This is a genomic window from Nonomuraea sp. NPDC050404, from assembly GCF_040655495.1.
In the GTDB taxonomy this organism is placed as follows: Bacteria; Actinomycetota; Actinomycetes; order Streptosporangiales; family Streptosporangiaceae; genus Nonomuraea.
Map to the genome: position 1 here is coordinate 17,011 of NZ_JBFAKB010000050.1, position 21,586 is coordinate 38,596.

The window sequence follows — 21,586 nt, forward strand, 5'->3', positions numbered from 1 at the left end:
CTGAACATTGTGAAAGGACACTCTGATGTCCGAGGACCGGAAGCTCGTTGAGTATCTGAAGTGGGTCACCGCCGATCTGCACGAGACCCGTCGCCGGCTCGAAGAGGTGGAGTCTGGCAGGCACGACCCGATCGCGATCGTGTCGATGGCCTGCCGTTTTCCCGGCGGGGTCAGTACCCCTGAGGACCTGTGGCGGCTGCTGACCGACGGTGCGGACGCGATCTCCCCCTTCCCCTCCGACCGGGGTTGGGAGGTGGACCTGATGGCGGCGATGGGCGTCGTGTGCCAGGGCGGGTTCCTGTCCGGCGCGGCGGAGTTCGACGCCGCGTTCTTCGGGATCTCGCCGCGTGAGTCGATCGGGATGGATCCGCAGCAGCGGTTGTTGCTGGAGACCTCCTGGGAGGCGGTCGAGCGGGCCGGGATCGACCCGCTCTCGCTGAAGGGCAGCTCGAGCGGCGTGTTCGTGGGCACCAACGGCCAGGACTACATGAGCCTGATCCTGGGCCAGCCGGGTGGGGAGCAGGCGGACGGCATCACCGGGATGGCGGCCAGCGTGTTGTCAGGTCGCCTGTCGTACACGCTGGGGTTGGAGGGCCCGGCTGTGACGGTGGACACGGCGTGCTCGTCGTCGCTGGTGGCGATGCACATGGCGGCGCAGGCGCTGCGGTCGGGTGAGTGCTCGCTGGCGCTGGCCGGCGGGGTGACGGTGATGGCGTCGGCGCTGGGGTTCATCGGGTTCAGCGGTCAGGGCGTGCTGGCTGCTGACGGTCGTTGCAAGGCGTTCTCCGATGCGGCGGACGGTACGACGTGGTCCGAGGGCGTGGGCGTACTGGTGCTGGAGCGTTTGTCGGACGCGCAGCGCAACGGGCATCAGGTTCTGGCGGTGATGCGTGGTTCGGCGGTCAATCAGGACGGTGCGTCGAACGGTCTGACCGCGCCGAACGGCCCGTCGCAGCGCCGGGTGATCCGCAAGGCGCTGGCGGTCGCCGGACTGAGTCCCGCCGACGTGGACGCGGTGGAGGCACACGGCACCGGTACGGCACTCGGCGACCCGATCGAGGCGCAGGCGCTGCTGGCCACGTACGGAAAGGACCGTCCGGAGGATCGTCCGCTCCTGCTCGGCGCGATCAAGTCCAACCTCGGTCATACGCAGGCGGCGGCGGGTGTCGCCGGTGTGATCAAGATGGTCATGGCGATGCGGCACGGCGTACTGCCGAAGACCCTGCACGTGGACAAGCCGTCGTCACACGTGGAATGGGACTCGGGCGCGGTGGAACTGCTGACGGAGCCGGTGGAGTGGCCGCGAACGGGACGTCCGCGGCGGGCCGGTGTCTCGTCGTTCGGGATGAGCGGCACCAACGCACACCTGATCTTGGAGCAGGGTACGGAGGCACCGCAGGCCGAAACGGGCGTTGGCGGTGCTGGTGCGCTGCCTTGGGTGATCTCGGGCAAGTCCGATGAGTCGTTGCGGGCGCAGGTTGGGCGTCTCGCGGCTCATGTTGACGCCCATAGCGATCTGGATGTGGGTTATTCGCTGGTGACGACGCGGTCTCTGTTCGAGCATCGTGCGGTGGTGGTCGGCGGGAATCGGGAGGAACTGCTGGCGGGTCTGGCTGCGGTCGAGGCCGGAGGGCCGGGGGTGGTCCGGGGTGTGGCGGATGTCGTCGGTAAGTCGGTGTGGGTGTTCCCTGGTCAGGGGGCGCAGTGGGTGGGGATGGGTGCGGCGCTGCTGGAGGAGTCGGCGGTGTTCGCGGTGCGGATGGCGGAGTGTGCGGCGGCGTTGGAGCCGTTCGTGGATTGGTCGCTGCTGGATGTGGTCCGGGGCGCGCAGGGGCTGGATCGGGTGGATGTGGTTCAGCCGGTGTCGTTTGCGGTGATGGTGTCGCTGGCTGCGGTGTGGGAGTCCCTCGGTGTGCGGCCGGACGCCGTGGTCGGGCACTCTCAGGGTGAGATTGCGGCGGCGGTGGTGGCGGGTGGGTTGTCGTTGTCCGATGGCGCGCGGGTGGTGGCCCTGCGGAGCCGTCTGATCGGTGAGCGGCTGTCCGGGCGTGGCGTGATGTTGTCGGTGATGGCTGGGGCGGAGCAGGTTCGCGAGGTTTTGGCCGGGGAGGGGTTGCTGGATCGGTTGGCGGTCGCGGCGGTGAACGGGCCCGGGGTGGTGACGGTGGCCGGTGACCCGGATGCGATGCGGTTGCTGGAGCGGCGGTTGTCGGCTGATGGGGTGATGCGGCTTCCGCTCGGTGGGGCGGATTTCGCTGCGCATTCGCCGCAGGTCGAAGGGTTGCGGGAGGAGTTGCTGGCCGCGCTTGCGCCGGTGGTGCCGTGCACGGCGCAGGTGCCGATGTTGTCGACGGCGACTGGGGAGTGGCTGGACGGTACGGAGTTGGATGCGGGCTACTGGTACGAGAACGTGCGTGGCACGGTGGAGTTCGGGCCTGCGGTGGAGCGGTTGCTGGGGGAGCGGTATCGGGCGTTCGTTGAGGTGGGTCCGCATCCGCTGTTGATGCTGGGGATTGAGCAGGCGGTGGACGCGGCGGGGGTTACGGCGGTGGTGGCCGGGACGTTGCGTTCTGGTGAGGGTGGGCTGCACCGGGTGCTGACGTCGGCGGCTGAGCTGTTCGTCCGTGGTGTGCGGGTGGATTGGGCGGCGGTGCTGGCCGGTGGGCATCGGGTGGAGTTGCCGACGTATGCGTTCCAGCGTCAGCGCTTCTGGCCGGGGCCGCTACAGGGTGGTGATGCTCGGGCGCTGGGTCAGGCGGCAACGGGGCATCCGCTGCTGGGTGCGGCGGTGGGGTTGGCCAATTCCGATGAGGTGCTGCTGACCGGCCGGCTGTCGCTGGCCTCGCACCTGTGGCTGGCCGATCACGTGGTGGCCGGTTCGGTGGTGGTGCCGGGCAGCGTGCTCGTGGAGCTGGCGATCCGGGCAGGCGACCAGGTGGGTTGCGACCTGGTGGACGAGCTCACCATGGACGCGCCGCTGGTGCTCGGCGAGCGGGACGCGGTTACGGTGCAGGTGTGGGTCGGCGCGGCGCAGGAGTCGGGTCGCCGGGACGTGAGTGTGTATGCGCGTCCGGCCGATGATGATGCGCCGTGGGTGCGGCATGCCACGGGTGTGCTGGCGTCTGGTGGTGTGGACGCGGCGTCGTTCGATGTGGCGGTGTGGCCGCCGGCCGGGGCGACCGCGATCGAGCTGGATGGGCTGTACGACGAGCTGGTGGGCTTTGCGTACGGTCCTGCGTTTCGGGGGTTGCGGGCGGCCTGGGAGCGCGGTGGCGAGATCTTCGCCGAAGTGGCACTGCCGGAGCGGGTGGTGTCTGACGCGGGCGCTTTCGGGATGCATCCGGCGTTGCTGGACGCGGTGTTGCATGCGGTGAGCTTTGCCGGGCTGGACGTGGTGGGCGGTGGCCGGATTCCGCTGTCGTGGGGTGGGGTGTGTCTGCACGCGTCTGGTGCGTCGGTGCTGCGGGTGCGGTTGGTGCGGACGGGTGGCGAGTCGGTGTCGTTGGTGGCGGTGGATGCGTCTGGTGCGTTGGTGGTGTCGGCTGGGTCGGTGACGCTGCGGCCGGTTTCGGCCGAGTGGGCTTCGGCGGGGTCTTCTGGTCGGGATGCGTTGTTCGGGGTGGAGTGGGTTCCGGCGAGTCTGCCGGTGGCCGAGCCGGTGCCGGTCGCCGTGCTGGGCATCGAGACCGCTGGGGAGTCTGCGCCGGTATATGAGGATCTGGACTTGCTGGCCGGGGCGGATCGGGTGCCGGGTGTGGTGGTGGTTCAGGCGGTGTCAGATCAGGCGGCAGGTGTCGTGGAGTCGGCCCATGAGTTGGCCGCCCGAGTTTTGGGCCTGCTGCAGGAGTGGCTGGTCGATGATCGGTTGGCTGATTCGCGGCTGGTGGTGGTGACTCGGGGCGCGGTCGCGGTGGGTGATGGTGAGGCGGTCGCTGATCTGGCGGGTGCGGCGGTGTGGGGTTTGGTGCGGTCGGCGCAGTCGGAGAATCCGGGCCGGTTTGTGCTGGTGGATGTCGATGAGGGTTCGGTGTCGGCTGAGGTGCTGGCCTCTGGTGAGCCGCAGGTGGCGGTGCGCGGGGGTGAGGTGAGTGTTCCTCGGTTGGTACGGGTGCGGCCGGATTCCGAGCCCGCCGAGGTGTGGGATCCGGAAGGAACGGTGTTGATCACCGGGGGTACCGGTGGTCTGGGCGCGTTGTTCGCGCGGCATGTGGTGGCGGAGCGAGGCATCAGGCATCTGCTGCTGACCAGTCGCCAGGGCCCGGATGCTCCGGGTGCGGTGGAGTTGCAGGCCGAGCTGATCGCCCATGGCGCTGAGGTGGAGATTGTCGCCTGTGACGTCTCCGATCGTGATCAGGTGGCGTCCCTGCTGGCCGGAGTGGATCCGGCTCATTCGTTGACGGCGGTGATTCACACGGCTGGTGTGCTGGCCGACGGCACGATCCCGTCGCTGACGGCGGAGGGGCTGGGGTCGGTGTTGCGGCCGAAGGTGGATGGCGCGTGGCATCTGCATGAGCTGACCCGGGACCTGGACCTGGCCGGGTTCGTGGTGTTCTCTTCCTTCGCTGGAGTGATCGGCAACGCGGGTCAGGGCAACTACGCGGCGGCGAACACGTTCCTGGATGCGTTGGTTGAGTCGCGTCGTGCTGCGGGTTTGCCGGGCTTGTCGCTGGCCTGGGCGTTGTGGGCGCGCGAGACCGGGATGAGTGGCGGGTTGGGGGAGGTTGATCTGCGGCGGATGGCGCGGGCCGGGATGCCTGCGTTGTCGGCGGAGGAAGGGCTGGCCGCGTTCGAGACGTGCCTCGCGATCGACCGTGCGGTGGTGGCGGTGGCGCGGATGGATCTGTCGGTGTTGCGGGCGGTTCCCGAGGTGCCGCATCTGCTGCGGGGGCTGGTGCCTGCCGGTCGGCGGGTGGCTGTTTCCGCGTCGGGCGGGGATGCGGAGCTGGTGCGGCGGCTCGCCGGGCTGGGTGAGGGTGAGCAGGTTCGGCTGGTGCTGGAGTTGGTGCGGGCGCAGGCGGCGGTGGTGCTGGGACACGCGTCGGCGGAGACGGTGGAGGTGCGGCGGGAGTTCCGCGAGCTGGGCTTCGACTCCCTGACGGCAGTGGAACTGCGCAACCGCCTGAACGCCGTGACCGGGCTGCGACTGCCGGCCACGCTGGTGTTCGACTATCCGACGCCGGTGGTACTGGCGGAGTTCGTGCTGTCACGGCTGCTGAGTCGGCGGGACCTGGTGGAGGTGCCAGGTGCGGTGGCCGGGCCCAAGCCTGCGGTCACGGATGACCCGGTGGTGATCGTGGGGATGAGCTGCCGGTTCCCTGGCGGGGTGGATTCGCCGGAGGATCTGTGGCGGTTGCTGGTTGAGGGCGGGGATGCGATCTCGCCGCTTCCGGCCGATCGGGGCTGGGATCTGGAGATGTTGTCCGAGTCAGGGCTTGATGTGCAGGGTGGGTTCCTGGCGGATGCGGCGGGGTTTGATGCCGGGTTCTTCCGAATTTCGCCGCGTGAGGCGCTGGCGATGGATCCGCAGCAGCGGTTGCTGCTGGAGGTGTCGTGGGAGGCGGTCGAGCGGGCCGGGATCGATCCGGGCTCGCTGAAGGGCAGCTCGGCCGGAGTGTTCGTGGGTACGAGCGGCCAGGACTACGCGAGCCTGATCGTGAGTACGCAGGCGGACACAGGCGGCCATGGCGTCACGGGTCTGGCAGCCAGTGTGTTGTCGGGGCGGCTGTCGTACACGCTGGGACTGGAAGGTCCGGCGGTGACGGTGGACACGGCGTGCTCGTCGTCGCTGGTGGCGCTGCACATGGCGGCGCAGGCTCTGCGGTCGGGTGAATGCAACCTGGCGCTGGCCGGCGGGGTGACGGTGATGGCGTCACCGTTGGGGTTCATCGGGTTCAGCGCGCAGGGTGGTTTGTCGCCTGATGGTCGGTGTAAGGCGTTCTCCGATGCCGCCAACGGCACCAGTTGGGGTGAGGGCGTCGGTGTGTTGGTGCTGGAGCGGTTGTCGGATGCGCGCCGCAACGGGCATCAGGTGCTGGCGGTGGTGCGGGGTTCGGCGGTTAATCAGGATGGTGCGTCGAATGGTCTGACCGCGCCGAATGGTCCGTCGCAGCAGCGGGTGATTCGGCAGGCTTTGGCCAGTGCTGGTCTGTCCCCGGCCGAGGTGGACGCAGTAGAGGCGCACGGCACCGGCACGACGCTTGGCGACCCGATCGAGGCGCAGGCATTGCTGGCCACCTACGGTCAGGATCGGGATCGGCCACTGTTGTTGGGGGCGATCAAGTCGAACATCGGTCACACGCAGGCGGCTGCCGGTGTGGCAGGTGTGATCAAGATGGTCATGGCGATGCGGCACGGCCTGCTGCCCAGGACCCTTCATGTGGATGAGCCGTCCTCGCATGTGGACTGGTCGGCGGGTGCGGTTGAGCTGCTCACGGACTCGGTGGAGTGGCCGGAGGTCGGTCGGTCGCGGCGGGCCGGTGTGTCGTCGTTCGGGATCAGTGGCACCAACGCGCACGTGATCATTGAACAGAGCCCGGTGGAGCAGGGCGCGGATGTGGCGTTCGAGCCGGTCGGCGAGTTGCCGGTGGTGGTTTCGGGCCGGACCGATCAGGCGTTGCGGGAACAGGCCGGGCGGCTGATGTCCTGGCTGGGCGGTGAGTCGGATCCGAGGTTGGCCGATGTCGCGTTCTCGCTGGCCACGACACGGTCGGCGTTTGAGCATCGGGCGGTGGTCATTACTGGAGATCGCGAGGGTGCGCTGGCTGGGTTGCGGGCTGTAGCCGAGAACCGTCCGGGTGCCGGTGTGGTTTGTGGCGTGGCCAGCGGGGAGCCGAGGCTGGCGGTGTTGTTCGCTGGTCAGGGGAGTCAGCGGGTGGGGATGGGGCGGGAGTTGTATGACCGGTTCCCGGTGTTCGCGCAGGCTCTGGATGAGGTGATCGCGGAGCTGGATCCGTTGCTGGTGGGGCTTGATCGGCGGTCGGATCGTTCGCTGCGTGAGGTGCTCTTCGCTGAGCCTGGGACGGCCGATTCGGAGGCGTTGGATCAGACGGGGTGGGCGCAGCCGGCGTTGTTCGCGGTGGAGACGGCGCTGTTCCGGCTGGTGTGCTCTTGGGGTGTGCGCCCGGAGGTGCTGGCCGGGCACTCGGTCGGGGAGATCACCGCCGCGCATGTGGCTGGGGTGTTGTCGCTGGTCGATGCGTGTGCGTTGGTGGCTGCTCGGGCCCGGTTGATGCAGGCGTTGCCTGCGGGTGGGGCGATGGTGGCGGTGCAGGCCGCCGAGGAGGAAGTCACTGCCCTGCTGGCCGAGGACGAAGCCGCCGCCCTGCTGGCTGGGGAGGAGGTCGCCGCTCTGCTGGCCGAGGAAGGTGTCCGGCCGGAGGGGCGTCAGAGTGAGGTGTCGATCGCGGCGGTGAACGGTCCGGCGTCGGTGGTGATCTCCGGGGAAGAGCAGGCTGTCCTTGCGGTGGCGGCGGTGCTGGAGTCTCGCGGGGTGAAGACGCGGCGGTTGCGGGTGTCGCATGCGTTCCATTCGCCGTTGATGGACCCGATGCTGGAAGACTTCCGCGCCGTGGCCGCGACGCTGACCTTCAACGAACCGCGTATCCCGATCGTGTCCACGTTGAGCGGGGAGACAGCCGAGCGGTTGTGCTCGCCGGAGTACTGGGTGGAGCAGGTGCGGGGCGCGGTCCGCTTCGCCGATGGCATCCGCACTCTGCATGCTCAGGGTGTGCGGGCCTATCTGGAGCTGGGTCCCGATGGGGTGCTGACCGCGATGGCCGCCGATGCGCTCGCGGACCCGGATGCCGTTCTGGTGCCGGTGTTGCGTAAGGACCGTGACGAGCCGACGGCGGCGATGACGGCGCTGGCCGAGTTGCACGTGCACGGAGTGCCAGTGGACTGGCGGGCGGTGTTGCCGGGTGGTCGGCGGGTGGAGTTGCCGACGTATCCGTTCGAGCATCGGCGGTTCTGGCCGGAGCGGGCCGGGTCTGGTGCGGGGAATGTGGCGGCGGCAGGGCTCGCTTCCACGGATCATCCGCTGCTGGGTGCGGCTGTGGGGCTGGCCGGTTCGGATGGGGTGCTGCTGACGGGTCGCTTGTCGCTGGCCTCGCATCCGTGGCTGGCTGATCATGTGGTGTCGGGTTCGGTGGTGGTGCCGGGCAGCGTGTTCGTGGAACTGGCGATCCGGGCCGGTGACCAGGTCGGCTGCGACCTGGTGGAGGAGCTCGCCGTGGAGGCGCCGCTGGTGCTGGGTGAGCGGGATGCGGTCGCGGTGCAGGTGTCGGTGGGAGAGGCGCAGGAGTCGGGTCGGCGGACGGTGAGTGTCTACGCGCGTTCCGCCAATGATGTGCCGTGGGTGCGGCATGCCACTGGTGTGCTGTCGGCCGGTGCTGTGGACGCGGCGTCGTTTGATGTGGCGGTGTGGCCGCCGGCCGGGGCGACCGTGATCGAGCTGGATGGGCTGTACGACGATCTCGCGACGGAGGAGTTGACCTATGGGCCGGCGTTTCGAGGGTTGCGGGCTGCCTGGCAGCGTGATGGTGAGATCTTCGCTGAGGTTGCGCTGCCCGAGCAGGTGTCGGCGGCCGGTTTCGGGCTGCATCCGGCGTTGCTGGACGCGGTGCTGCATGGGGTGAGTTTTGCCGGGGCCGGCGATGCCAGGGTGCCGTTGTCGTGGGGCGGGGTGTGTCTGCACGCGTCTGCTGCGTCGGTGCTGCGGGTGCGACTGGTCGACGCCGGTGACGATTCGGTGTCGCTGCTGGCGGTGGATGGCGCTGGTGCGCCGATGGTGTCGGCTAAGTCGGTGACGCTGCGGCCGGTTCCGGCTGAGTGGATTGCGGCTGTCTCTTCTGGCCGTGGTGCCGGTCGGGATGCGTTGTTCGGGGTGGAGTGGGTGGCGGCTGGTTTGCCGGTGGCCGAGCCGGTGCCGGTCGCGGTGTTGGGAGCGGACACTCTGGGCATCGAGGCGGCGGCTTGCGGGGAGTCCGTGCCGGTATACGAGGATTTGCTGTCATTGACGGAGGCGGATCCGGTGCCGGGCGTGGTGGTGGCGCAGGTGATGTCGGATCCGGCGGCAGATGTCGTGGAGTCGGCGCATGCGTTGACTGCCCAGGTGCTGGAGCTGTTGCAGTGGTGGCTGGCTGATGAGCGGTTGGCTGATTCGCGGCTGGTGGTGGTGACTCGGGGCGCGGTTGCGGTGGGTGAGGACGAGGTGATCACCCGAGGCGCGCTTGCGGCGGATGGTGGTAAGGGGGTCACGACTGGCGCGGGTGTGGCGGATGGCGGTGGGGCGGTCGCTGATTTGGCGGGGGCGGCGGTGTGGGGTCTGGTGCGGAGTGCGCAGTCGGAGGATCCGGGCCGGTTCGTGCTGGTCGATGTCGACGCTGATGCTGATGTGGCGGGGTGGCGGGTGCCGTCGGCCGTGCTGAGTTCGGTGCTGGCGTCGGGTGAGCCGCAGGTGGCGGTGCGCGGGGGTGAAGTGCGGGTTCCTCGGTTGGTACGGGTGCGGCCGGATTCCGAGCCTGTTGGGGTGTGGGATCCGGAGGGGACGGTGTTGATCACCGGGGGTACCGGTGGTCTGGGTGCGTTGTTCGCGCGGCATGTGGTGGCGGAGCGAGGCATCAGGCATCTGCTGTTGACCAGTCGCCGGGGGCCGGAGGCTCCGGGTGCGGTGGAGTTGCAGGCCGAGCTGATCGCGCACGGCGCGGAGGTAGAGATTGTTGCCTGTGACATGTCCCACCGCGATCAGGTCGCCGAACTGCTGGCTGGGGTGAATGCGGCCCATCCGTTGACGGCGGTGATTCACACGGCCGGTGTGCTGGCCGACGGCACGATTCCGTCGCTGACAGCCGAGGGCCTGAGAGCGGTGCTGCGGCCGAAGGTAGACGCCGCCTGGCATCTGCACGAGCTGACCCGGGACCTGGACCTGGCCGCGTTCGTGGTGTTTTCCGCAATGGCTGGCGTTATGGGTGCCCCTGGTCAGGGCAACTACGCGGCGGCGAACACGTTCCTGGACGCGCTGGCTGAGCATCGGCAGGCGCAAGGGCTGGCCGGGTTGTCGATGGCTTGGGGGGCGTGGTCGCAGGCTCATGGGATGACCGGCAGCTTGGGCGAGATCGAGATGCGCCGGATCGCCCGGACGGGCATGCCGCCGTTGACTGCGGAGCAGGGGCTGGCGGCGTTCGAGGCGGCCGTCGCGTCGGATCGGGCGCTGGTGGCGGCGGTGCCAATAGACCTGTCGCTGCTGCGGGCCCTTCCCGAGGTGCCGCATCTGCTGCGGGGGCTGATGCGTGCGGGCCGCCGGTTGGCGGTGTCCACCCAGATGCCCGCGGGTGCTCACCTGGCTGGGCTGGATGAGGGTGAGCAGGCCCGGCTGATGGTGGAGCTGGTGCGTGCCCAGGCGGCGGCAGTCCTGGGACACGATTCTGCGGAGGCGATCCAGGCCGGGCGGGAGTTCCGCGAGCTGGGCTTCGACTCCCTCACCACGGTCGAACTGCGCAACCGGCTTAACGCCGCGACAGGATTGCGGCTGCCGGCCACGCTCATCTTCGACTATCCGACGCCGGCCGTGCTGGCGGAGTTCGTGCTGTCGGAGCTGCTGGGCCGGCAGGAGGCGTCGGGTGTGGTGGCCAGGCCAGGGGTTGAGGTTGCGCATGATCCGGTGGTGATCGTGGGGATGAGTTGCCGGTTCCCGGGTGGGGTGGATTCGCCGGAGGATCTGTGGCGGCTGCTGGTAGAGGGCGGGGATGCGATCTCGCCGGCTCCGGCTGATCGGGGCTGGGATCTGGAGATGCTGACTGGCGGGCTTGATGTTCAGGGCGGGTTCCTGGCGGATGTGGCCGGGTTTGATGCCGGGTTCTTCGGGATCTCGCCGCGTGAGGCGCTGGCGATGGATCCGCAGCAGCGATTGTTGCTGGAAGGGGTGTGGGAGGCGGTTGAGCGGGCCGGGATCGATCCGGGCTCGCTGAAGGGCAGTCCGACCGGGGTGTTCGTGGGTACGAACGGCCAGGACTACGCGAGCTTGGTCATGAACGCCCAGGCCGATATGCAGGGTCACGCCGTCACCGGTATGGCGGCCAGCGTGTTGTCGGGTCGTTTGTCGTACACGCTGGGGCTGGAGGGTCCGGCGGTGACGGTGGACACGGCGTGTTCGTCGTCGCTGGTGGCGATGCACATGGCAGCTCAGGCGCTGCGGTCGGGTGAGTGCTCGCTGGCGCTGGCGGGTGGTGTGACGGTGATGACCACCCCGATCGGCTTCATCGGATTCGCCGCGCAAGGGGGATTGGCCCCCGATGGCCGTTGCAAGGCGTTCGCCGACACCGCTGACGGCACCAGCTGGTCTGAGGGTGTGGGTGTGCTGGTGCTGGAGCGGCTGTCGGACGCCCAGCGCAACGGTCACCAAGTGCTGGCGGTCATGCGCGGCTCAGCCGTCAACCAGGACGGAGCCTCCAACGGCCTGACCGCGCCCAACGGCCCGTCGCAGCAGCGGGTGATCCGGCAGGCGCTGGCCAGCGCGGGCTTGTCACCGGCCGAAGTTGATGCGGTGGAGGCGCACGGCACCGGTACGACGCTGGGCGACCCGATCGAAGTACAGGCGCTGCTGGCCACCTACGGCAAAGACCGGCCGGAGGATCGTCCGCTCCGGCTCGGGGCGATCAAGTCGAACCTCGGTCACACGCAGGCGGCTGCCGGTGTCGCGGGTGTGATCAAGATGGTCATGGCGATGCGGCATGGGCTGCTGCCCAAGACGTTGCATGCGGATACCCCGTCTTCACACGTGGACTGGTCAGCGGGCGCGGTCGAACTGCTGACCGAGTCGGCCGAGTGGCGGCGGAACAGTCGTCCGCGCCGGGCAGGCGTGTCGTCGTTCGGGCTCAGTGGCACCAACGCGCACGTGATCATGGAGGAAGGGCCGGACGCTCCGCAGATCGAGGACGGAACGGCGGCACCGGACAAGGAACGGGCCGCGGGTGTGGTGCCGTTGCTGGTGTCCGCGAGGACGGAAGAGGCGTTGCGGGTACAGGCCGGTCGGTTGGCGTCTCACCTGAGTGACGGGCCGGGGTTGGCGGACGTCGCCTTCTCGTTGGCTACGACGCGGTCGGTGTTCGAGCATCGTGCGGTGGTGCTGGCGAGTGATCGTGAGGGTGCGCTTGCTGGTCTGGGTGTGGTGGCCGAGGATCTGCCGGGTGCCGTGCGTGGGGTGGCCGGTGCTGAGCCGAAGCTGGCCATGTTGTTCACGGGTCAGGGGAGTCAGCAGGCGGGGATGGGGCGGGAGTTGTATGCCCGGTTCCCGGTGTTCGCGGCGGCGTTGGATGAGGTGATTGCCGGGCTGGATCCGTTGCTGGAGGGGTCGCTGCGTGAGGTGCTCTTCGCCGAGCCTGGGACGGCCGATTCGGAGGCGTTGGATCTGACGGGGTGGGCGCAGCCGGCGTTGTTCGCGGTGGAGACGGCGCTGTTCCGGCTGGTGTCTTCTTGGGGTGTGCGTCCGGAGGTGCTGGCCGGGCACTCGGTCGGGGAGATCACCGCCGCGCATGTGGCTGGGGTGTTGTCGCTGGTCGATGCGTGTGCGTTGGTGGCGGCGCGGGCGCGGTTGATGCAGGCGTTGCCTGCGGGTGGGGCGATGGTGGCGGTGCAGGCGGCCGAGGAGGAAGTCACTGCCTTGCTGGCCGAGGACGAAGCCGCCGCCCTGCTGGCTGGGGAGAAGGGCGCTGCTCTGCTGGCCGAGGGTGGTGTCGGTCTGTCAGCCGGGTGTCTGGGTGAGGTGTCGGTGGCGGCGGTGAATGGTCCGGCCTCCACGGTGATTTCTGGGGAAGAGCAGGCGGTGCTGAATCTGGCTGCTGTCCTTGAGCAGCGTGGGGTGAAGACGCGGCGGTTGCGGGTGTCGCATGCGTTCCATTCGTCGTTGATGGATCCGATGCTGGAGGACTTCCGAGCGGTCGCCGAGACGCTGGCCTTCAGCCCGCCGCGCATCCCGATCGTGTCCACGTTGACCGGGGAGGCAACCGAGCGGTTGTGCTCGCCGGAGTACTGGGTGGAGCAGGTGCGTGGCGCGGTCCGGTTCGCCGATGCAATTCGCACTCTCCAAGATCAGGGCGTGGGGGCGTACCTGGAGTTGGGTCCTGACGGGGTGCTGACCGCGATGGCCGATGGCACGCTGAACGAGGACGCTGACGTGGTGCTGGTGGCGACGCTGCGTAGGGATCGTGATGAGCAGGCGGCGGTGCTCGCGGCGCTGGCCGAGTTGCATGTGCGTGGGGTGCCGGTGAACTGGGCGGCGGTGTTGCCGGGTGGTCGGCGGGTGGAGTTGCCGACGTATCCGTTCGAGCATCGGCGGTACTGGCCGGAGCAGGCGGGTCTTGGTGCGGGGAATGTGGCGGCGGCGGGGCTGGCTGCGACGGAGCATGCGTTGTTGGGTGCGGCGGTGGGGTTGGCTGGTTCGGATGGGGTGCTGCTGACGGGTCGGTTGTCGCTCGCCTCGCATCCGTGGCTGGCTGATCATGTGGTGTCGGGTTCGGTGGTGGTGCCGGGCAGCGTGTTCGTGGAGTTGGCGGTTCGGGCGGGTGACCAGGTTGGTTGCGACCTGGTGGAGGAGCTCACCGTGGAGGCGCCGCTGGTGCTGGGTGAGCGGGATGCGGTCGCGGTGCAGGTGTGGGTGGGGTCGGTTCAGGAGACGGATTGCCGGGCCGTGACCATCTATGCCCGTCCGGCGGAGGCGGCCGACGAGGTGCCATGGGTGCGGTACGCGACCGGGATGCTTACCAGGGCTGGCACGGAGGTGCCGTGGGACGTGGAGGTCTGGCCGCCGGCCGGTGCGTCCGCGATTGAGGTGGATGGGCTGTATGAGGACCTGGCGGCGGAGGGCCTCGCATACGGTCCGGCGTTCCAGGGGTTGCGGGCTGCGTGGCAGCGTGATGGTGAGATCTTCGCTGAGGTTGCGCTGCCTGAGCAGGTGTCGGGGGCCGGTTTCGGGGTGCATCCGGCGTTGCTGGATGCGGTGTTGCATGGGGTGAGTTTTGCCGGGGCCGGCGATGCCAGGGTGCCGTTGTCGTGGGGTGGGGTGTGTCTGCACGCGTCTGGTGCGTCGGTGCTGCGGGTGCGACTGGTCGAAGTGGGTGGCGATTCGGTGTCGCTGATGGCGGTGGATGCTTCCGGTGCCCCGGTGGTGTCAGCTCGGTCGGTGACGCTGCGGCCGGTTTCGGCCGAGTGGCTCGCGGCCGTGTCCGATGATCGTGCTGCTGGCCGGGATGAGTTGTTCGGGGTGGAGTGGGTGGCGGCTGGTCTGCCGGTGGCCGAGCCGGTGTCGGTTGCGGTGCTCGGATCGGACACGCTGGGCATCGAGACCGGCGGGAAGCCTGCACCGATATATGAGGATCTGCTGTCGTTGGCCGGGGCAGATCGGATACCGGACGTGGTGGTGACGCAGGCGGTGTCGGATCCGGCGGCAGATGCCGTGGAGTCGACGCATGAGTTGACCACTCGCATGCTGGAACTGTTGCAGTGGTGGCTGGCCGATGACCAGTACGCCGATTCGCGCCTGGTGGTGGTCACCCGAGGCGCGGTGGGGTCGAATGATCTCGCGGGTGCGGCGGTGTGGGGTTTGGTGCGGAGCGCGCAGTCGGAGAATCCGGGCCGGTTTGTGCTGGTGGATGTCGATGAGGGTTCGGTGCCGGCTGAGGTGTTGGCCTCTGGTGAGCCGCAGGTGGCGGTGCGCAGGGGTGAGGTGAGGGTTCCTCGGTTGGTGCGGGTGCGGCCGGATTCCGAGCCCGCCGAGGTGTGGGATCCGGAAGGAACGGTGCTGATCACCGGGGGTACCGGTGGTCTGGGTGCGTTGTTCGCGCGGCATGTGGTGGCCGAGCGCGGCATCAGGCATCTGCTGTTGACCAGTCGCCGGGGGCCGGAGGCTCCGGGCGCGGTGGAGTTGCAGGCCGAGCTGATCGCCCATGGCGCTGAGGTGGAGATTGTCGCCTGTGACGTGGCCGACCGGGATCAGGTGGCGTCCCTGCTGGGCGGGATAGATTCGGCTCACCCGTTGACGGCGGTGATTCACACGGCTGGTGTGCTGGCCGACGGCACGGTCCCGTCGTTGACGGCGGAGAGCCTGAGGTCGGTGTTGCGGCCGAAGGTGGATGGCGCGTGGCATCTGCATGAGCTGACCCAGAACCTGGATCTAACCGCATTCGTGGTGTTCTCTTCCTTCGCCGGAGTGATCGGCAACGCGGGTCAGGGCAATTACGCGGCGGCGAACACGTTCCTGGACGCGTTGGCCGAGCATCGGCGGTCGCGAGGGCTGGCCGGGTTGTCGATGGCCTGGGGTGCTTGGTCGCAGGCTCATGGAATGACCGGCAGCTTGGGCGAGATCGAGATGCGCCGGATCGCCCGGACGGGTATGCCTCCGTTGACTGCGGAGCAGGGGCTGGCGGCGTTCGAGGCGGCCGTCGCGTCGGATCGGGCGCTGGTGGCGGCGGTGCCAATGAACCTGTCGCTGCTGCGGGCCCTGCCCGAAGTGCCGCATCTGCTGCGGGGCCTGGTGCGCGCGGGTCGCCGGTCGGTGGTCACCGCCCCGACGGGCGCTCACCTGACCGACCGGCTGGCGGGGCTGGAGGAGGGCGAGCAGGTCCGGCTGGTGCTGGAGTTGGTACGCGCCCAGGCGGCGGCGGTGCTGGGACACGACTCGGTGGAGGCGATCCAGGCCGGGCGGGAGTTCCGCGAGCTGGGCTTCGACTCACTCACCACGGTGGAGCTGCGTAACGGGCTGAACGCCGCGACGGGACTGCGGCTGCGGGCCACGCTCATCTTCGACTACCCCACCCCGGCAAGCCTCGCCGAACACATCGTGGCGGCGATCGCCCCCGGCGAGAACACCGTCGCGGAGCTGTCATTGCTGGCCGATCTCGATCGATTCGAGACCGCCCTCTCCGGCGCCGCATTCAACGAGTTCGCCAGGAACGGCATCGCGACCCGCCTGCGGCACCTGCTGGCGAAGGTGACCGAGAGCGGCGCGGAAACTGGTGAAATCGCGGTCGCCGGCATGCTCGAATCGGCTAGCACCGAGGAGATTCTCAGCTTCATCGACAACGAGCTGGGCCGCTCCAAGGATCTGTGACCGCGCTTCTGAGCATTGTGGGGGGACACTCTGATGTCCGAGGATCGGAAGCTCGTTGAGTATCTGAAGTGGGTCACCGCCGATCTGCACGAGACCCGTCGTCGGCTTGAAGAGGTGGAGTCGGGCAGGCACGAGCCGATCGCGATCGTGTCGATGGCGTGTCGCTTCCCTGGCGGAGTCGGCTCTCCTGAGGACTTGTGGCGGCTGTTGGCCGACGGCGAGGACGCGATCTCGCCGTTCCCGGCCGACCGGGGCTGGGACCTGGAAGCGATGTCGGCGATGGGTGTCGTGTGCCGGGGCGGGTTCCTGTCCGATGCGGCGGAGTTCGACGCCGACTTCTTCGGGATCTCGCCGCGTGAGGCGCTGGCGATGGATCCGCAGCAGCGGTTGTTGCTGGAGACCTCCTGGGAGGCGGTCGAGCGGGCCGGGATCGACCCGGTCTCGCTGAAGGGCAGCCAGACCGGGGTGTTCGTGGGCACCAACGGCCAGGACTACGCGAGCCTGGCCATGAGCACCCAGGCGGACGTACAAGATCACGCTCTTACCGGGATGGCGGCCAGTGTGTTGTCGGGGCGGCTGTCGTACACGCTGGGGCTGGAGGGCCCGGCGTTGACGGTGGACACGGCGTGTTCGTCGTCGCTGGTCGCGATGCACCTGGCGGCGCAGGCGTTGCGGTCGGGTGAGTGCTCGCTGGCGCTGGCCGGCGGGATCACGGTGATGGCGTCGCCGATGGGATTTATCGGGTTCAGCCTGCAAGGCGGGTTGTCGCCTGATGGCCGGTGCAAGGCGTTCGCCGATGCGGCCGACGGCACCAGTTGGTCCGAGGGTGTGGGCGTACTGGTGCTGGAGCGGTTGTCGGACGCGCGGCGCAACGGTCATCAGGTGCTGGCGGTGGTGCGGGGTTCGGCGGTGAATCAGGATGGCGCGTCGAACGGGTTGACCGCGCCGAACGGTCCTTCGCAGGAGCGGGTGATCTGCCAGGCGCTGGTGAGCGCGGGTTTGTCGCCGGCCGAGGTGGACGTGGTCGAGGCGCACGGCACCGGTACGACGCTGGGCGACCCGATCGAGGCGCAGGCACTGCTGGACACCTATGGAAAGGACCGTCCGGTGGATCGGCCGCTGCTGCTGGGGGCGATCAAGTCGAATCTCGGTCATACGCAGGCGGCCGCGGGTGTCGCGGGTGTGATCAAGATGATCATGGCGATGCGGCACGGCGTACTGCCGAAGACCCTGCACGTGGACAAGCCGTCGTCACACGTGGATTGGGCTTCGGGTGCGATAGAGCTGCTCACGGAGCCGGTGGAGTGGCCGGAGGTCGGTCGGCCGTGGCGGGCCGGGGTGTCGTCGTTCGGGATCAGTGGCACCAACGCGCACGTCATCCTGGAACAAGGGCCCGTGACAGAGGAGGCTCCGCAGGACCGGAAGCCAGGCGTGGTGCCGATGCTGGTTTCGGCCAGGACGGCTCAGGCATTGCGGGCGCAGGCGGCGCGCCTTCTGGAGCAGATGGAGGGCACAAGCGAAACGGCCGTGGCCGACCTGGCGTTCTCGCTGGCCACGACGCGGTCGGTGTTCGAGCATCGTGCGGTGGTGCTGGCGGGCGATCGTGAGGGTGCACTCGCTGGTCTTGGTGCGGTGGCCGAGAATCTACCGGGGGCGGGTGTGGAGTGTGGGGTGGCCAAAGCTGAGCCGAAGCTGGCGGTGTTGTTCACCGGTCAGGGGAGTCAGCGGGCGGGGATGGGCCGGGAGCTGTATGAGCGGTTCCCGGTGTTCGCCGAGGCTCTGGATGAGGTGATTGCGGAGCTGGATCCGTTGCTGGAGGGGTCGCTGCGTGAGGTGCTCTTTGCCGAGCCTGGGACGGCCGAGGCGGAGGCGTTGGAATGGACGGGGTGGGCGCAGCCGGCGTTGTTCGCGGTGGAGACGGCGCTGTTCCGGCTGGTGTGCTCTTGGGGTGTGCGTCCGGACGTGCTGGCCGGGCACTCGGTCGGGGAGATCACCGCCGCGCATGTGGCCGGGGTGCTGTCGCTTCAAGATGCCTGTGCGCTGGTGGCCGCTCGGGCGCGGTTGATGCAGGCGCTTCCTGAGGGTGGGGCAATGGTGGCGGTGCAGGCCGCCGAGGAGGAAGTCACCGCCCTGCTGGGCGAGGACGACGTCGCTGCTCTGCTGGGGGAGGGGAGTGTTGGCCTGCCTGCCGGGCGTCACGGTGAGGTGGCGGTGGCGGCGGTGAATGGTCCGGCCTCCACGGTGATTTCCGGGGATGAGCGGGCTGTTCTTGCGGTGGCGGCTGTGCTGGAGTCGCGCGGGGTGAAGTCGCGGCGGTTGCGGGTGTCGCATGCGTTCCATTCGCCGTTGATGGATCCGATGCTGGAGGACTTCCGTGCCGTGGCCGAGACGCTGACCTTCAACGAGCCGCGTATCCCGATCGTGTCCACGTTGACCGGGGAGACCACCGAGCGGTTGTGCTCGCCGGAGTACTGGGTGGAGCAGGTGCGGGGCACGGTCCAGTTCGCCGACGCCATCCGCACTCTCCAAGACCAGGGTGTGGAGGCGTACCTGGAGCTGGGTCCTGATGGGGTGCTGACCGCGATGGCGGCTGACACTGTGGATGTGGTGCCGATGTTGCGTAAGGGCCGCGACGAGGAGTCCGCGGTCATGTCCGCGCTGGCCGAACTGCACGTGCACGGCGTGCCGGTTGACTGGCGGTCGGTACTGCCGTCCGGCGGGCGCCGGATCGACCTGCCCACCTATGCCTTCCAGCGCCGGCGCTACTGGCCGGAAGGGGCTGCCTTCGCGGCGGGGAACCTGGCGGAGGCCGGGCTGGCAGCCGCGGACCACCCGCTGCTGGCCGCGGCGGTGGATCTGCCCGATTCCGACGGGGTGGTGCTGACCGGCCGGCTGTCCCTGCGGTCGCATGCCTGGTTGGCCGATCACGTGGTCTCCGGCAAGGTGATCTTCCCAAGTGCAGGGTTCCTGGAGATGGCGATCAGGGCGGGTGACCAGGTCGGGTGCGACGTGGTGGAGGAGCTGACGCTCATGGCTCCGCTGGTGCTGGGTGCGCAGGACGCGGTCACGGTGCGGGTCGTCGTGGGCGGCCCGGATGAGGAGGGCCGGCGTACGGTGGGCGTTCATGCCCGGCCCGCCGATGACGAGCCGTGGGTACGGTGCGCGTCCGGTGTGCTGGCGACCGGGGGCGGGGTTGCGGAGCGCCTGGAGGCCGAGAGCGGTGAGGTGTTCGCCGAGGTCGCGTTGCCGGAGACAACCCGCGACGCGACCTCGTACGGGCTGCATCCGGCGCTGCTGGACGCGGTGGCGCAGGCAGCCGCGCTCAGCCTGGACGAAGCGTGGGACGACCGGTCGGCGTCGTCCTGGGGCAAGGTGCGCCTGCATGCGAGCGGAGCGTCAACGCTGCGGCTGCGGATGACCCGGACCGGCACCGACACGGTGTCGCTGGTCGCGGTGGATCCGGCCGGAGAGCCGGTACTGACGGCGGAATCGCTGGTACTGGGCCCGGCCCCGGCAGTCGCTCCCGGCGATGACCGCGACCAGGAACGGGACCGGCGGACACGGCGGCGCGCGTCGCAACCCGAGGCCGGCCCGGTGCGGGAGCGGCTGGCCGGGCTCGGCGAAGCGCAACAACACGAACTGCTGCAAGAACTCGTACGCCGTCACGCGGCCGCCATTCTCGGCCACACCGACCCCTCGGCCGTCGATCTCGACCGTGATTTCTTCGAGCTGGGCTTCGACTCCCTGGCCGCGAGCAAACTGCGTATGTCCCTGGCCAAAGCGGTCGGCCGGCAATTCCCGCTGATGGAGATATTCGAGCACAAGAATGCCGAAGGACTGGCCCGCTGGCTGCGGCGTGAGCTCGTCATCGGGACGAATGCGGGCCAGGAGGCGGATGACAGCGTGGCGGAGTTGTTCCGCGGCGCTCTCCGTTCCGGGAAGGCACAGGAAGCGTTCGGATTGTTGTATGCCGTGGCCAAGACCCGGCCCACATACGACACACCAGTGATCCCCCGACCGGTGACACTGGCCGATGGCGCGACCAGGCCGCGACTGATCTGCGTGAGTTCGTCAACGGTGACCGGAGGCGTACACCAATACGCACGGCTCGCCGCGTACTTCCGCGGGGAACGGCACGTCTCGGCGCTTCCCCTGCCCGGCTACGCCCCAGGCGAGGGCCTGCCCGGCACGGCCGAGATCGCGCTGGAAAGCATCGCGGAAGGCGTCGTGCAGGCAGGCGAGGGCGAACCGTTCATCCTTGTCGGCCATTCGGCCGGCGGAATTCTTGCTTACGGCGCGGCCGGCCTGCTGGAGAAATCCGGGATCTCCCCGGAGGCGGTGGTGCTGCTGGACAGCTTCCATCCCCGGGCGGGTGGCGATTCGCTGATGCTTTCCGAGCAGGTGCTGCGGCACATCATGCGAATGGAGACGGTCTTCGGCGAGTTCAGCAGTGCGCGGCTGTCGGCCATGGGACATTGGTCGGCCCTGATGCACGACCTCGAACCGGCGGACGTGAAAGCGCCCGCGCTGTTCGTCCAGTGCACGGTGCCATTCTCCGACGTCGAACCCGAATCGGACTACTGGCGGGCGGCGCCGTTCGACCCGTCACATGCCGTGCGCACCATCGAGGCGGATCATTTCTCGATGCTCGCCGAGCAGGCGCAGGAGACGGCCCGCCTGATCGACGGCTGGCTCAGCCACGGGTACGGGCGTTCCACTGAAAGATGAGGCGTTGCGCGAGCGATCTCGGCATCAGCCGGAACAGGCGCGCGGTTCTCCTGTTGTTCCGGCCGGGCACGGACAGCACCCGGCCGGACCGCAGATCGGCCAGGCAGTCGTGCACGACGCGGTCGGCCGCCAGCCAGCTTCCCGCCGGTATCGCCCGGGTGTCGACCCCGGCTCGCTCGAAGAACTGCGTAGGGATGAAACCAGGGCACAATCCCAGAATCCGCACCCCGCTCCCGGCGACCAGCGCCGCCGTGGTCTCGGAGAACGAGGTCACCCAGGCCTTGTCCGCGCTGTAGAGCCGGCCGTCCCCGGGCAGCAGCCCGGCCACGCTGGACACGTTGATCACGTCGCCGCGCCCGCGGGCGAGCATGCCGGGCAACACGGCCCGGGTGAGCCGCAGCACGCTGGTGACGTTGACGTCCAGCTGCGACTGGAGCTTGTCCGGGTCGGTCATCCAGAAGTCGCCGTGGTTGCTGAACCCCGCGTTGTTGACGAGCAGGTCGATCGGCTCGTTCTCGGCGGCGAGCCGCGACTCCACGCGGGCACGTTCAAGGGGGTCGGCCAGGTCGGCGACCAGCACCTCGACCCGGACGCCGTGCTGTTCGCGCAGTTCGGCCGCCGACTGCTCCAGCAGCGCGGCGCTGCGGGCGACGATCACCAGATCGTGCCCGTCGGTCGCGAGCCGGTGGGCGAACGCGGCGCCGAGCCCGGCGCTGGCCCCTGTCACCAATGCGGTAGGCATGGGGGGACTCTAGGAGC

The 21,586-nt window shown here is 69.0% G+C and carries 3 protein-coding genes; 2 read left to right on the forward strand and 1 reads right to left on the reverse strand.

Annotation, left to right across the window (positions count from 1 at the left end):
- The first annotated feature begins 25 nt into the window (after positions 1-25).
- Both AB0I81_RS60995 and AB0I81_RS61000 read left to right on the forward strand, forming a co-directional pair.
- Positions 26-16,099, forward strand: coding sequence for a type I polyketide synthase (locus AB0I81_RS60995; protein ID WP_360679127.1), 16,074 nt, complete (start codon positions 26-28; stop codon positions 16,097-16,099).
- 33 nt (positions 16,100-16,132) lie between these two features.
- Entirely contained in the window at positions 16,133-20,827 is a 4,695-nt protein-coding gene (locus AB0I81_RS61000; RefSeq protein WP_360679129.1) for an alpha/beta fold hydrolase, read from the forward strand.
- On the opposite strand, the gene AB0I81_RS61005 is transcribed toward AB0I81_RS61000, so the two are convergent.
- Positions 20,793-21,569 carry an SDR family oxidoreductase gene (locus AB0I81_RS61005; RefSeq protein WP_360679131.1) on the reverse strand — a complete coding sequence of 259 codons (777 nt, stop codon included), beginning with the start codon at positions 21,567-21,569 and terminating at the stop codon, positions 20,793-20,795. The genes AB0I81_RS61000 and AB0I81_RS61005 overlap by 35 nt on opposite strands.
- Between the last annotated feature and the right edge of the window lie 17 nt (positions 21,570-21,586).

Coding starts and splice junctions, on each gene's coding strand:
- AB0I81_RS60995 (WP_360679127.1), top strand. CDS start 26: ATGTCCGAGGACCGGAAGCTCGTTGAGTATCTGAAGTGGGTCACCGCC.
- AB0I81_RS61000 (WP_360679129.1), top strand. CDS start 16,133: ATGTCCGAGGATCGGAAGCTCGTTGAGTATCTGAAGTGGGTCACCGCC.
- AB0I81_RS61005 (WP_360679131.1), bottom strand. CDS start 21,569: ATGCCTACCGCATTGGTGACAGGGGCCAGCGCCGGGCTCGGCGCCGCG.